This window comes from Mycobacterium sp. FW102-FHT13B02 (genome assembly GCF_058790275.1).
This window is the reverse complement of the sequence record NZ_JBYTCM010000024.1, coordinates 47,315-62,273: the sequence shown is the minus strand read 5'-3', so window position 1 is coordinate 62,273 and position 14,959 is coordinate 47,315. Positions and strand designations below refer to the sequence as shown.

Annotated in this window: 11 protein-coding genes; all 11 read left to right on the top strand. The window is 68.0% G+C overall.

The annotated features are described in order from the left end of the window. Positions 1-2: 2 nt before the first annotated feature. The 11 genes from eccCa to eccE all read left to right on the top strand — a co-directional run bounded on the left by eccCa (position 3) and on the right by eccE (position 14,948). Positions 3-4,160: a type VII secretion protein EccCa gene (gene eccCa / locus AC3WTE_RS27925; RefSeq protein ID WP_492442746.1), complete on the top strand. Its 4,158-nt coding sequence runs from the start codon at positions 3-5 to the stop codon at positions 4,158-4,160. Then, complete coding sequence (locus AC3WTE_RS27920) at positions 4,153-4,629, top strand: helix-turn-helix domain-containing protein (RefSeq protein WP_492442745.1); 477 nt, start codon at positions 4,153-4,155, stop codon at positions 4,627-4,629. The genes eccCa and AC3WTE_RS27920 overlap by 8 nt, the downstream gene beginning before the upstream one ends. Positions 4,630-4,750: 121 nt before the next feature. Beyond that, entirely contained in the window at positions 4,751-5,050 is a 300-nt protein-coding gene (locus AC3WTE_RS27915; protein ID WP_492442744.1) for a PE domain-containing protein, read from the top strand. Positions 5,051-5,054: 4 nt separating this feature from the next. Next, positions 5,055-6,425 (top strand): PPE domain-containing protein, encoded by a 1,371-nt coding sequence (locus AC3WTE_RS27910; protein WP_492442743.1) that lies wholly within the window; start codon positions 5,055-5,057, stop codon positions 6,423-6,425. 83 nt (positions 6,426-6,508) lie between these two features. Then, positions 6,509-6,808 carry a hypothetical protein gene (locus AC3WTE_RS27905; RefSeq protein ID WP_492442742.1) on the top strand — a complete coding sequence of 100 codons (300 nt, stop codon included), beginning with the start codon at positions 6,509-6,511 and terminating at the stop codon, positions 6,806-6,808. Positions 6,809-6,863: 55 nt separating this feature from the next. Continuing rightward, complete coding sequence (locus AC3WTE_RS27900) at positions 6,864-7,148, top strand: hypothetical protein (RefSeq protein WP_492442741.1); 285 nt, start codon at positions 6,864-6,866, stop codon at positions 7,146-7,148. Between the two features lie 52 nt (positions 7,149-7,200). Then, positions 7,201-8,118 carry an ESX secretion-associated protein EspG gene (locus AC3WTE_RS27895; RefSeq protein WP_492442740.1) on the top strand — a complete coding sequence of 306 codons (918 nt, stop codon included), beginning with the start codon at positions 7,201-7,203 and terminating at the stop codon, positions 8,116-8,118. A gap of 122 nt (positions 8,119-8,240) precedes the next feature. After that, entirely contained in the window at positions 8,241-10,058 is a 1,818-nt protein-coding gene (locus AC3WTE_RS27890; RefSeq protein WP_492442739.1) for a MinD/ParA family ATP-binding protein, read from the top strand. Next, complete coding sequence (eccD, locus tag AC3WTE_RS27885) at positions 10,055-11,569, top strand: type VII secretion integral membrane protein EccD (protein ID WP_492442738.1); 1,515 nt, start codon at positions 10,055-10,057, stop codon at positions 11,567-11,569. The genes AC3WTE_RS27890 and eccD overlap by 4 nt, the downstream gene beginning before the upstream one ends. Further along, a complete protein-coding gene (gene mycP, locus AC3WTE_RS27880) occupies positions 11,566-13,296 on the top strand; it encodes a type VII secretion-associated serine protease mycosin (RefSeq protein WP_492442737.1) in 1,731 nt (576 codons plus the stop codon). Before eccD ends, mycP begins: the two co-directional genes overlap by 4 nt. Next, positions 13,293-14,948, top strand: a complete 1,656-nt coding sequence (gene eccE / locus AC3WTE_RS27875; protein ID WP_492442736.1) for a type VII secretion protein EccE — start codon at positions 13,293-13,295, stop codon at positions 14,946-14,948. Before mycP ends, eccE begins: the two co-directional genes overlap by 4 nt. Positions 14,949-14,959: the final 11 nt, after the last annotated feature.

The window sequence follows — 14,959 nt, the reverse complement described above, 5'->3', positions numbered from 1 at the left end:
CAATGGCAACTGTGAAGCCCCGCGAGGGCGCGGTAAAGGTTCCACCGACGATGGGTGGCCGCGAGGCAATCCCCGAGCCGCTGGAGGCGCCTCGGCCGGTGCCCCGCAGCAAGACCGCGATCATCCTGCCTGTGGTCATGGGCGTCGCATTCCTCGGCATGATGGCGATGATGTTGTCGCAGCCTGGATTACGCGGCGGGACGATGGGGGTGATGTCGCTGTTCTTCCCCATCATGATGATCGTGTCGATGGGCAGCTACTTCTTCACCAATCGCGGCGGCGGTGAGAAGCAGATGTCGGGTCCGCAGATGGAACAAGCGCTGCGCGATTACGCGATGAACCTCGACGAGACACGCGACAAGGTCCAAGACGCCGCCCGCGCCCAGCATGCGCAGTTCGAGTACCTCCATCCCGAACCCGCGCTGCTGTCCGGGCTCGTTGGGTCGGCGCGCATGTGGTGCCGTACGCCCAACGATCCGGTACTGAAGGTGTTCTACACCCAGGTCCGGGTCGGGTTGGGCACCTCGAAGGTCGTCAAGGAGCTGGAGACCAACGAGCTGGGGCGGCGCGAAGACTACGAGCCCGTCACCTACGACGCGTCCTCGGCGTTCCTACAGACGCAAAGCAAACTCCACAATGCCCCGAAACCGCTTCTGCTGCGCAATATCCCCGGTATGGCGCTGATCGGTCGCGACGGCATGGACGCGGTGTACGGGCTCGCGCGCGCGATGATCTGTCAGACCGCCGTGGCGCATTCGCCGCGCGACTTCAAAATCATGATCGTGACCGACGACATCGCCCGCTGGGAGTGGTGCAAGTGGCTGCCGCACTGCGCCCATCCCACGCTGAGGGACCGCGGCGGCCCCACCCGGATGGTGTGGACCAGCGGCGAGCTGATGGACGCCGCGGTGGGCACGGAGCTGCACGGCCGCGACGCCTTCCGCGCCAACTCCAGCACCACCCCCCACTGGCTGGTGATCGACGACCGGCGCCGGCGGGGAGACGACCGCCACTGGGAGACCTTGACCCGCGCCGGCGGTGTGGCCGGAGTGACCTTCCTAGCCCTGTCCGATGAGCCGGGCCGCGGCCTCGGGTTCGAGCCCGCCAACACCTTCTGGGTCTCCGACACCGAAGTCACGCACCGCGATCAATGGTTCTGCCGTCCCGACTCAATGGACCTGGCCAGCGCACGGGTCCTTGCCCGCAAGATGGCCCGCTACCGGGTGGAGGGGGACCGCTCCCGAAGTCTCATCGACGACGCCTCGGTGGACGCCGACCTCTACAAGATCATCGGTATCGACGACCCCGGCAACCTGAACGTGGAGAAGCTCTGGGCGCCAACGCTTACCGGGCCCCCCTTCGAGAGCAATGCGTGGGGTGCGAAGTGGTTGCAGTTCCCGATCGGCGTCGATCCGTCCGGTGCGCCGGTCTACATCGACTTCAAGGAAACCCACGAGGGCGGTATGGGCCACCACATGGTCATCGCCGGCACGACGGGCTCGGGTAAATCGTCCTTTCTCACCACCCTGCTCTTGTCAGCGGCTCTGACGCACTCTCCAGAGACGCTGGTGTTCGCCTTCTTTGACTTCAAGGGCAAGACCACCGCCAACCAGGTCGCCGGGCTGCCGAATGTCGTTGCCGCAATGGGTAACTTGAAGGACGACTCGCTGTGGATCGAGCGCATGGGCGATGTCATCAACGGGGAGTTGGAGCGCCGCAAGTCATTGCTCGACCGAGCCGGGATCAGCGAGGTCGCCGAGTACGAGTACCGCCGCATCCATCTAGGGATGCGGCTGGAGCCGTTGCCCGCCCTCATCATCGTCATCGACGAGTTCACGCAGATGTTCATCGAAGCGCCCGAGTCGAAGAAGATCATCGACGAGATCGGCCGCCAGGGCCGGGCGTTGAACGTGAAGATGATCCTGGGCTCGCAGCGTCTCGGCCATGAGATGCAGTCGGGCATCATGGCCAACATCCCGATCCGCGTTGGTCTGCGCACCCTGGATGGCGGTGAGTCGACGGCCATCATCGGCACCGACGAAGCCAAGCATCTGCCCGTAACCCCCGCCGGTGCAGGCCTGCTGCGTGTTCAGGGCCGGGACCGGCTGGTCCGGTTCCAATCGGCGTTCGCGCGCAAGGTCTACCATCCCCCCCGGCGGGTGGCAGCCGAAGCGGTGCGCACCCAAGCCGGATACATGGCTCCCGAGGTCTTCACCGCCGCCCCGATGGCGGCGATCGAGACGGCACCGAAGCTCACAGCGGCACCGGTGGAATCCACCGACACGGTGCTTGGCGACGACGGACAACCGATCCGCGAAATCGAAGCCTCCATCAAGTCGCTGCAGGAGCAGACTAGGGTACCGGTCCACCAAATGTGGCTGCCCCCATTGGAACCCGTACCGGTGGAGGAGCTGGTGCGCCGGCTGCGGCGCAAGCCGTGGCACCAGGACTACGGACACACCGCCGGACTGTCGTTCCCGGTCGGGATCGAGGACCGGCCGTTCCAGCACGCGCAGCGCGTGTACGCCTTGGACTTCTCCTCGGGCAACTGCGCGGTCATCGGCCGCCAGAACGCCGGCAAGACCACAGTGCTCACGACGCTCATCACCGGGGCGGCCCTGATGTACCACCCCAAGCGGGTGCAGTTCGTCGTCGTCGCGATGGGCGGTCCGGGCCTCAACGAGGTGGAGGCACTACCGCACGTGATTTCCTTCGCCCGCGCAGGCGACCGCGAGCGCGTCCAACGCACAATCGCAGAAATGAAGCTGCTGGTCGAGGAGCGTGAGGAAGCGTTCAGCCGACTCGGGCTGAGCATCGAGAGCTTCCGTGCCCGCAAGTTCGGCGGCGAAGCAGGCCCAACACCGGAGGACGCCTTTGGTGAGGTCTTCCTGGTCATCGACGGATGGCAGCAGTTCCGCACGACCTTCGGCGACGAACTCGTGGAAGACCTAGGCCTCATCATGCAGCGCGGTAACAGCCTGGGCGTCCGCACCATCCTTGCCGCGAACGGCTGGATCTCCGGCGGTTTCCCGTCGTGGATGTCGAGTTCCTTCACCCTCAACGTCGAGCTGAAACTGGACACCAACGACGATCCGCAGAAGAACAACCGGGATATCGCCAAGAAGGTGCCCTTCGGGACGCGTGAGCTGCTCGCCGACGACGCCGACGACCCGAACGCCGAGACACGCATCGAGACCGTGAGCGGCCGAGGCACGTCGATGGCGGGTTACCACTTCCAGGCCGCCCTGCCCGTCCTCACCGCCCCGGACGGCCGCACCATCGGCCCGCGCGAGGCCGCAGAGGTCATCACCAAGCTCACCGGAGTCGATCAGGTCGCCCAGGTCCGCATGCTGCCGAGCACGGTCGACCTGGCCGCGGTGTTCGCCGCTCAGCGTGAGCCGCGCCCAGGACTCGTGCCGTTCGGTATCTCCGAGGTCGGCCTGGTGGCCGCCGAAGCGGACTTCGCCCGCAACCCGCACCTGCTGTTCATCGGCAATCCGGAGTGCGGCGTCTCCAACTCCCTGGCCGCGGTCGCCCAGGCGATCATGCGGTGCTACCGACCCGAGGAAGCTCAGATCTACGTCATCGACCCCGGAAACTCCTTGGTTCGGGTCGTCCAAGGTGCGCACCTGGGCCGCTACGTCGGCGAGGACGGGGTGGAGTCCGAGGGCTACACCTACTACGAGGACGACGTACGGGCCATGACCCGGCACATCGACATGCTCCTGGCGCCGCGCATGCCGCGCGGGCGCGCCGGCCAGGAGGAACTCGCCCAAGCGACCCGATCATGGTCGGGACCGGAGATCTTCGTCCTCGTCGACGATGAGCAGATCGTCGCCGGATGGAGTTCGGGGGCCAACATGTTCAAGGCAGAGGGCCCAGCAACCGAGGGATTGGTCAAGTACCTCGACCGCGCCCGCGAGGTGGGTCTGCACCTGATCGTCGGGCGGCGCTTCCCGTGGGGACCGGCGATGTCGTCCCCGCTGGCCGGGAAACTCATCGCCCAGACTGCCCCCACCGTCGTCATGGACGGCGCCCGCATGGAGGGCGAGCTGATCCGCGGTGTGCGTGCCGCCAGGCAGCCCGTGGGTCGAGGAAACTACGTCACCGACCGGCTGATTGCCCCCGCCCAGATCGCGAAGGTGTTGCCCCTTGAGTGATCCCGGACATCAGCTGGCCGCAGCCGTTGACGCCGCACGGCTGGACTTGGGCCTGTCCAAGATGGACTTGGCCAAGATCGCCAGGGTCGGACGATCCACGATCACCGATCTGATCAACAGGGGCAAGGTGCCCGGACGCGAGGTCACCCGAGGCCGCATAGAAGCAGCGCTGGGTTGGACCTCGGGCAGCTTCGCCAGCGTGTTGGACGGAGCGGAACCGACGTTGCGCTCCGGGGCCGACTATCCCCTGACCGGGACGACCAAGGTGCTGGTGGAGCACCTGACGCAGATCGCGCAAGAGGCCAGGGCCGGGTCCGCAGTCGCAGACACCCTGAGCAAGCGCCTACAGGTCATCGGCGACATTGCGGAATCCGCAGCTCAGCTGGCCGCGCGTACCCGCTCAAATTTGTGTGCGGACCATCTACCAGTAGCTGAGATAATGGCACGTGACGAAATGTCCGGGTCTTGAGCGGACCAACGGCGAATAACGAATTTGTACACGGGAAATGTGGCTCTGCTGGTGGCCGCCATAGCCGAACCGCTCTAGTCTCGCTTTATCAGGTACCTAGCGTCTTAGGGGAAGGCTCATCGTGGCTTTTTTTGTAGAACCGGTTGAGGTTGCTGCTCAGTCCGTAGCTGAGACCACCGGAACGGCAACCACCGCGGGAGTGCTCGCTGGCTCGGCGCCGGCCATGACCGCCGTCGTTCCGATGGGATGTGAGGAGGTCTCGGTGGCACTAGCCACCGCGATCCAAGCGCATAACGCGCAGTTCCTCGCTGAGACGACGGCCAACGTTGCCGATCGCGAAATGTTCGCTAGCAACGTCGGCATCTCCGGGGTGATGTCGGTGGCGACCGAGGCCGTCAACCAGGCCTCACTGCTGCTCTGAGCATATGGTCGCCAACTACTGGGGCATCACTCCCGAGATCAACGCGATCCGGTTGACCACCGGACCCGGCGCAGCGGCCATGACTTCGGTCATCGCCGGTTACCAAGCCGCGGGCGTTACTCACATCGAGCAGGGTGCCCAGATGATGACCACCGCAGCCACCACGGCCGCCGGCAGCTGGTGGGGCCAGGGCGGCACGGCCATGCTGGCCGCCGCGGTGCCCAAATCAGAGTGGCAGATCCAGGCCGGCGCACACGCCCAGGTGGCGACGGGCCTTATCGGGGCCGCCGCTGCCGCGCACACGGCGGCAGTAGCCGCGACCATTCCCTACCCGGTGGTCATTGCCAACCGCGTCCGGGAAGCGACCCTTCAGGCCACCAACTTCATGGGGTTCAACACCGGAGCCATCCTGCAAGCCGACACTGAGTACGGCGAGTACCACGCGCAGAACGCAACGGCGATGACCGGGTATGCCACTGCCGGGTTGGAGATAGCCACCGGACTGAGCACGCCATTGCCACCACCGATGGTGAGCGGAGCCAACCCCGCCGCGCTGGGCGCGGGCTTGGCCAGCATGGGCGCGCAAGGGGCGCAGGCTGGGGTTCAGGCGTCCATGCAGGGACTCAGCGCCCCACTGCAAGCAGCCGGTCAGGTGGCCTCGGCCGCGCCGGCCGCCTTGTCGGCGGCCACCAACGCGGGCACCGGCCAGTCGGGTGCCGATGGTGACGTGGGCACGACCGGGGCGCCTCAGCTCGCTCAGCCGGGGGGAAGCGATCTACTCGGCTCCAGCCAGTCGATGATGGGCATGGCCAGCTCGCTGCCGTCCATGGCCCAGGGTATGACGCAGCCGCTCTCGCAGCTTGCGCAGGCTCCGATGCAGATGGGCGGCCAGCTCAGTGGCCTGATGGGGTCGATGGGCGGGATGGGCGGTGGGCCGTTCGGCGGTCTGTCGGCCAGCGCTCCAGGCGCCAACCTCGCCGCGTCGATGAACGGTGTCAGCGGAGGCTTCGGCTCCGGCGGCGGACCGGTGACGGCAGCGTTCACCAAACCCGCTGGCGTCGGCATGGGCGGCGGCCCGATCGGGACGCCCTCCGCCTGGTGGGGGCCGGCTGCCGTTGACGGATCGGGCGCAGCGGGCCAGAACAAGCCCACCGCGGGCGCTCGGGCCGGCATGCCCGGCATGGGCACGGGAAGCCCGATGGGCTCCGGCATGGGCGGCATGATGCCGATGGGTGCGGCCCGGGCCGGTCAGCGCCGCGATCAAGGCGCAAGCCGCGGCCAAGACGACACCTCGCTGTCGGTGGTGCTCGACGACGCGGACGCCATCCCCATCCTCACCGCCAACGGTGTGGTCTACACAGACGGGGGAGGGTGATCGCCCGGCGGCAACCGGCCCAACACATGACATCAAAACAGAACAGACAGCACGTAACGGACTATCGAAAAAGGAAGTGAAGCATGGCATTTCAGACAGACTCAACCAAGATGCGCGAGGCGGCGCAGCGCTTGGATGACATCAAGACCGAGACACTCAACTCGTTGGGCCGCTACATGTCGATGAACCAGGATCTCGGCGGTGCGGCGTTCCAGGGCATCGCCTCGCTGGCGTCGATGAAGACGACCGAGGACGTCGTCACCACCGGACGCCACGTGTCCGCGCGGTTCGATCAGGTCATCCAGGCCCTGAGGACCGGCGCCGACGAGTACGACCGCGTGGAGCACGAGAACCAGGCCAGCCTGTCCAGCGTCCAGACGTAACCCCCAGGTACTGACAACTACTTTCGAAAGGAGCCCCCCCATGATGGGTGGAGGTATGCGGTACGACCAGGCGGCGATGATGGACCACGTGGCGGCCCAGGGCGGCGTGGTCAATCACATGAACGACCTGAAGCAGCAGGCGCTCGGCGTGCTGGCACAGACGGCCGACTTCTGGTCCGACAAGGGCGCGAACGCCTACGCCGAGGCGCAGCGTTCGGTCGTCGTGGCCTACGAGCAAGTGTTCGAGACGATCACGCGCCACGGCGGTGCGCAGAGCGGGGCCGTGCACAACACCGATCAGGGCGACGCGTCCAGCGCCGCGCGGTTCGTCGGGATCTGAGCACGGACTGACCATGGGAGCGCAGCTGTCAACCACGTCTGAAGGCTTGTGGTTGACAGCTGCGCTCTCGGGCGTCACTCGGCTTCCCGCAGCGCTGCGGATACGCCCTGTAGGCGGCACCGAGGCCACCCTGGCCTCCCATCCGGGCCTGCAGGCCCTCGAAGAGGCGGGGGTGTGCCAGGGCCGCACACTCGACGCCGACGTGCAGGAATGGCTCTTGACCCTAGGCCGGTGCGACATCGACGTGTCGATCAGGGTGACCCGTCCGGACGAACGAGCCGAGCGACTCACCGGCCCCCCAGCACTTTTCACGCCGCCGGCGGATCCGCTCAAGGAACCCCTCGCCGCCGCGGCCGCGCTACGCGAATGGCGCGCGCACCAATCTGCCGATCGTGCAGCGGTTCTGTGCCGCCGCGACGGCAAATGGGTTGTCGCAGCGCGCGTGTGGCAGAGCGGCGCGGAGCCGCTCGACGAAGTGACCATCAGCCCCCTAGAGGGCGACACCACGGTCTTCCAAGCCGTCAACGACCTGCTCGGCGACGAGCCCGGCGCCGAATTCGAAGGCGTCAACATCGAGTCGCAGCGGCTGGAATCGGTACTGAGCAGCTGGCAGGCCGATCCGCCGGCCTACGACGTCATCGGTGAGTTGCTCAAGTTGGGCCTCACTGCCCGTCAGGCCCGCGTGATCGTCGCGGTGTCCGACACCGGCGCGGTGCGTGCGGCAATCGGCGCAACCCAATACTCGATCGACGGCCCTGAGTTTGCCACCACGGGAGCGATGGTCGTCGACTCGCTGATGGGCCGGGTCGTCATCTCCTCGAGCACCACTGATGATCAGCAGAGCTGGACGATGCTGTTCCCCGGTACCACGGCGCGGGTCGCTCGGGCCGTCAGCGACGTGTTGAAGCAGCTGCCCAGTGGCGAGGCCTGGGAGCACCACCAAAGAATTCAAACATTTCACGCACACTGATGTGGCTAACGTCGTGGACGCTTGAAATGTGTGGTTGGTAGTCTTTCTGCGACGGTGATATTCACCGATTCGAGGAGCCTTGAAGGTGCTCCCCGGTGAAGATCGCAGGAGGGCGGGGCTAGATGACCGAGTCCAGAGACCAACAGTTCTTCGAGCGGCTGAGCAGCACGGGCCGCGGCGACGACGAGGCGCACACGGGTGCACCAGACACCTCGGACGCCGCAGACCCCGCGGCACCGGCTGAACCGGTCGGTCCACAGGGGCCATTTGCTGCAGACGATCCGGGCGGCGACCCTGCCGGCGGTCGCCACCACGTCGACCCACCCACTCCCACGGGCGGCGCGTGGGGCCAACCGTTCCCGCCGGCAGGGGACACCGCTGCACCGCCGTGGCACAACAGCGCGCCACCTCAGGGTTCCTCCGTACCCGCGTCGAGCCCTGACATGCCCGCCTCCCCACCACCGTGGGGGCAGAGGCTGGACGGGCCCTTCCAGAGTATCGACGCGAGCCCGCTGCAGTCTGCGCCGGGATTCTCCGAACCGCCGAATGAGCCGCATTCCCAGCAGATTTCGACCGGCGAGCCGACAACCGGGGCCGAGGGTCCAGGTCATCCCGCTGCGGCGGAGGGGACGCCGCTGCGTAGCCCGCAGCCGAGCAGGCCGCCAGCCAGCGAGCAGCGCCAGCAGACCGAACCGCCGGGGCGGCCCACCCCCCGCCCGGTTCCTCCTGAGGAACGCACGCAGTTCCTCTCGCGTGAGTCGCTTCGAAGTGCGCTGGGCCCCAACGCCGCACCGCCCCCACCTCCAGGGTGGCCAGCTCCCGGTGGGCCGCCGCAACCTGGCGGGGTGCCGCAGCCCGGCGGGTGGCAACGCGCCACCCAACCCCCGATGTCCACTCGGGGCCCCGACATGCGGCCCGCCGAATCCACCCCGCCGCCGGCCGGGCCGCGACCGCCGGAGTGGAACTGGAGTCAGGGCACCGGGGGCGCGGAACTGCGCAGTGAGCAGATCTCGGCGTCCGAACTCAACGCGCCACGCAAGATCCCGTCGTCACGGGGATGGCGAAAGTGGCTGTACTACGGGACGTTCAAGCTCATCAACACTGGCGAGTCGCCGGACGAGCAACTGCTGCGCAACCTCAACGCGACGGTGGCCGGCCACCTGCGAGGCACCTATTCGATCGTGGTCCTGGGCGGTAAGGGCGGCGTGGGCAAGACCACGACAACCGCCTCGATCGGGTCGACGTTCGCCGCGCTGCGCAAGGACAAGGTGATCGCGATCGACGCGAACCCCGATCGCGCCTCCAACCTCGCCGACCGGATCGACCCGAAGGCGACGAACTCGTACACCGATGTGCTTGCCGACCGGAACCTGAACGGATACAGCGATATTCGGTCTCACGTCGGCATGAACGAAGCGGCGGGCCTGGATGTCTTGAGCAACCGCTACCAGCCCGACCGCCCACCCCTGTCGGCCACGGTCTACACCGACACCCATGCCGTGCTGCAGCGCTTCTACAGCGTGCTCATCAGCGACTCGGGCACCGACGTCGACCACCCGGTGATTCCCGGCCTGATGGGCCGTGCCGACGCGCTGATCATGGTCGCCTCGACGGCACCCGACGGCGCCAAGGGCGCTGCCGAGCTGATGGACTGGGCGTACGAGGCTGGCTACCACAGACTGCTGCAGCGCACCGTGGTCGTCATCAACGACGTGCGGGGCGAGAGCGGTAAGGCCCACCGCAAGCTAGTCGACTCCCTCGTCGAGAAATTCTCACGGTGGGTCAGTCCGCAGCGCGTATTCGTCGTCCCGTTCGATCCTCACATTGCCTCGGCTGGAGTGATCGACATCAACGAGCTCCGCCCGGAGACCCGCCGGCGATACCTGGAGATCACCGCGCGTTTGGCCTCCGGCTTCAACAGCAGTGAGGGCGCACAGTGAGCCCCGCGGAGTCGGCCCCCGCGCTGTGCCGGGTGGCGCTGCTGGTGGGGGAGGACTTCGAAATCGACTACTCGCTGCCCGCGGGGGTGGCGCTGATCGCGGTGACCGAGGACCTGGTTGCCCGCGTCAACGAAGTGCTCGGCGAACGCGGGCGCCCGCTGCTCGACGCCGAGCAGAGCTACCGGCTCTGCCGCGCGGACGCCCAGCCGCTGGACCCCCAGAAGACCCTCGACGAGTGCGGGGTTCTCGACGGGGAGCAGTTGTGGCTCCTGCCGGCGACCTCGGCCGAGACCTACGAGCCGGTCACGGAGATGGTGTCGACGGCCATCGCCCGCGCGGCCAACCAGCTGCTGGCCACCATGACACCCGATGTGGGTCGCAAGGTGGTCAGCTGGCTCACCGCGGCAGTGGTGGGCTGGGCCTGCCTGATTCTGGTGAACTGGTGGTGGAGCAGCGGCGGCACCGATTCGCCCTACGGCTGGGTCGGCGCGGCGACGGCCTGGGCGATGCTGATGGCGTTGGTGGCCGCAGCACGGGGGTTGTCGAGGGCCGATGCGTCCACCACGGCGGGGCGCGAGCGCCGCGCGGCGGGGCACGCGCTGTCTTGGGTCGCCCTGCTTCCCGCGGCCGCGGCGGCAGCCATGTCGCTGCCCGGCACACCGGGGCTCTGGCACGTGGCCGCACCGCTGGTCGCGGTGATCGCGGGCGTCATCATTCTCGCCGCGATCTGGGGCCGCCACATCGTCGCCATCGCCGCCATCCTGACGGTGAGCGTGTTCGCCTTCGGCGCCTCGGTGGTCGGCGCCTCCACCTGGGAGGTCCGCCCCGAACGTGTTGCAGTGATTGCCCTTATCGCAGTGATCGTCGCAGTCACCTGGGCCACCAGCACGGCCGTGGCCGCCTCGGGCGTCCCCACCCCGCTGTTTCCCTCGGTGACCAACCGCGGGGTGTTCGAGCGGCTGCCCGGCCAGCCCGCCGACACCGTGTCGCCTGTCGGGCCGACAGGGGTGGCCACCGCCGAGCAGGTCCGCAACTGGGTGATGCGCGGCAACAACACCTTGACGGGGCTGATGATCGGCTTGGCCGTGGTGACGGTCGTCGCTGCGCGCTACGCCGTGGTGCCCGGTCAGCCCGGCGGCTGGCGCTACACCGCATTCGTCGGTGCGGTCTCGGTGATCCTGGTGCTTCGTTCCCGCTCGTTCGTGGATCGCTACCAGTCCGTCACGTTGCTGGTCGCGGGGATGGGAGCCGCAGCGGTCACGATCGGCCGCTACGCCGCCAACGACGCCACCAGCTTGAAGGTGGCGATGATATGTGTCGCTGTCACCCTCGGGTTGGCCGCGATGGGCCTAGTGACGGCGCTTGTGATGCCGTTCCGTGAATACACCGCGCCGATAAGGCGATTCGTCGAGATGATCGAGTACGTGCTCTTGCTGGCCCTGTTGCCCTGGGCGCTGTGGTTGCTCAACCTGTACCCGGTGATCCGCAATGCGGTCAGGCACGGGATATGAGCCGCAGGCCTTTTCGGGCCCGCGCGCGGGTCGGTGCCGCGTTGGTGGGTACGGTCGCCCTGTTGGCGGCCACAAGCGTGGGGGCGAGCTGGGCGGTCACCCCGCCGGTGGTGCCTCCCGGCCCGCCGCCGGCTGATCCTGCGCCAGGCCCGGACTGGCCGATGAAGCAGACGCGTGCCTGCACGCTCACCGGAGTGATGCCGGGCAGCGATCTCCGCGAGATGCCCCCGGCACTGCCGCTGCTCGACATGCCCGCGGTGTGGCAGGAGTCGACCGGTGCTGGAGTGGTCGTCGCCGTCATCGACACCGGAGTTGCGCCCTCCCCACGCCTTCCGCATCTAGTGGCCGGCGGCGATTACGTGATGGGCCAGTACGGCGACGGCCTGGCAGATTGCGATGCCCACGGAACCCTGGTGGCGTCCCTGATCGGGGCGGCACCCTCCGGAGCGCCGCTGCCGGTGCGTCCGGAAGGCGCACAGGTCGCTCCGCCGCCCCCCGCAGCTCCCGCGCCCGAACCAGTCCCGCCGCCCCCACCGCCGCCGACGATCACCATCACCAAGACCACCGAGGCGCCGCCGCCTCCGCCGCCCCCGCCGCCCCCGCCGCCGCCGACGATCACCATCACCAAGACCACCGAGGCGCCGCCGCCTCCGCCGCCCCCGCCGCTCCCGCCGCCGCCGGGAGATCTGCCGCCAGGGCCACCCCCGGCCTGGGGTCCCAGCGGCCCGGTCGCCCAGGCACCACGGCTGCCCGCGCCGCAGCTGCCCCCTCCGACCGGCGGACCGGACGGCTTGATCGGAATCGCCCCGGACGCAGTCATTCTCGCGATACGCCAAAGCTCACAGAACTTCGGCTTGAAGGACCCGCGTCTGGATCAGGACGCGGAGCAGACCCGCAGAACCGGCGACATCAACTCACTGGCGCGCGCCATCGTGCACGCCGCCAACCTCGGCGCGCGTGTCATCAACATCTCGCTGGTGTCGTGTATCCCGGTCACCAAGCCCACAGACCAGTCGGTGTTGGGTGCCGCCCTTCGCTACGCGGCCGTCGACCGCGACGCGGTGATCGTCGCCGCAGCGGGCAACGCGGGCACCCAAGGGTGCACCCAGAATCCGCAGCCGCCGAGCGGGGCGTCCGGGTGGGACGAGGTGACGACAATCGCCTCACCGGCCTGGTTCGACGATTACGTGGTGGCGGTGTCGGCCACGGACAATTTCGGTGCGCCGCTGATGGGGCAAGCCGCCTCGCTGCACGGGCCGTGGGTCGACCTTGCCGCGCCGGGGGCTGACATCGTCGGCCTGTCGACGTCGGGCAACGTCATCAACGCCTCGATCGACGAGGACAAGTTCAAACCCATCATCGGCTCCTCGTTCTCGGCGGCCTACGTCTCCGGTGTGGCCGCACTGGTGCGGGCCAAGTTCCCGCAGCTCTCCGCGGCCGAGGTCATTCACCGGCTCACCGCCACCGCGCACGCGCCCGCCGGCGGGCGCGACAACGTGATCGGCTACGGAGTGGTCGACCCGCTCGCGGCACTGACATGGGATGTACCCCCGGCGCCCGCCAAAGCTCCCACGGCCACCGAAATGCCGCTGCACGTTCCGCCGCCGCCACCCCCGCCCGATCCGCGCCCAGCGCGCATGCTGGCCGCCCAAATCGGCGCCGGTGTGGTGCTGGTCGGTGCGGTGCTGTGGGGAACGACTGTCTGGCGAAAGAAGAAGCAACGATGAAGGAACGCACCTGGAGTGCACGCGCCGATCTGCGCGCTGCACTGCCCACCGAGATCCTCGCCGTGTTGGGAACCGGCATCGCCGTCGCGTTCGGCGCACCGTGGTGGGCCGGGGCCGCTGGCGGGGCGGTCCTGGGGGCCCTGCTGTTCATGGTCAAAGCGGCCCGGCTGACCCCCTGGCAGTGGTTCACGCGGTCCATCGCCCGACTGCGCCACAAAGAGCACCGAGTCCACACCGGTGAGCCCGCCGACAACGACGCACACGGCAAAACCGGTGAGTCCGCCGACAACGACGCACACGGCAAAACCGGTGAGTCCGCCGACAAGCGAAGCCACGCCAAAACCGGCGGGTTCGTCGACGTCGACAGCGACGGCCAGCCGCTGGGACTGCACACTGACGGACACACCCTGGTCACCATGATCAACGTCTGGGGTCGGCCCTACATCCCCACCCTGCTGCGCCCGCAAGGTGCCGAAACCCCGAACACGCTACCTCTGACCGTGGTTGCCGAACAGATGCAGCGCGTCGGCCTCGGAGTGGACGTCGATGTCATCGCCCAGGGCCGCCGCACCGCCAGCGACAACTACGGCCAGTTCTACGCCCAGCTGCTCGCCGACCGGCCCGCCGCCGGGCAGCGCAGCACCATTCTCATCATCCGCATGGACACCCGCGCAGCGGACACCGCGGCCGGGTTGATGTGGCGCACCGATGCCGCGGCCGCGGTCGCCGCGGTCACCCGACGCATCACGCGCGCGCTGCGCCAAAGTGGTTGTCGCGCCGAACCAATGACGGCCGAGGACATGCGCCAAGCCGTAGTGGACATGCACGGCGGAAGCCAGGAGGACATCCAAAGCACCTTCCACGAAGGATGGAAGGACCTCACCCACCGCGGCACGCACGTCACCAGCTACTACCTCAGCGCCGAGGACCTCACCGCCGAACGCATCGACGACATGTGGGCGATCGCCTCCGATCACACGCTGCTCGCGCTGCACTTGCGCCGCTCGAGCGAGGGGATCACGGTGTCGGCCACGGTGCGCTTCACCACCGCACAGCCGCTGCTCACACCGCCGGCGGTCATCCTCAACCGCTACACCGGCCGCCAGTGGTGGGCGCTGTCGGCGTTGCTGCCCGGTTCGGAGCGGATCACCGGAATGCCGGCACGGCCGCTGACCGACGATCTCGACGCCGCGGTGGCCATCGGCTCCTCGGGGGTCATGCTCGGCAAGGTCGACGACGCGCTGCTTCTCATGCCGCTGCGCGATCCGGCCGGACCCACGCGCATCGTCATCGACGCCGACGACGACCTCGCGGTCCGGCAGATCATTCGCCGCGCGTCGGCCAGCGGTGAAATGGTCGCGGTGTACGACCCGCGCCGCCGCTGGGCCATGGGCGCGCCCTCATCGAGGATCTGGAACACCGCCGACCTGCGGGCTCAACCACCGCGACCGCCAACAGTGGTGGTGCACAACGGCTCCAGCAATCCCTATCCCGGCGCGCCGGTGAGCATCAGCGTCGGCGCCGGCACGCGGTCGGCTGAGCCCGATGTGCGAATCACTCAGCGCAACGGGCGGATTCGCATCGAAACCGAGCGGTTCACCGCACGCGTCGATGCTGTGAGCTTCCGCAGCGAGCAAGTCTTCCTCAACTAGGGGCCAAACCG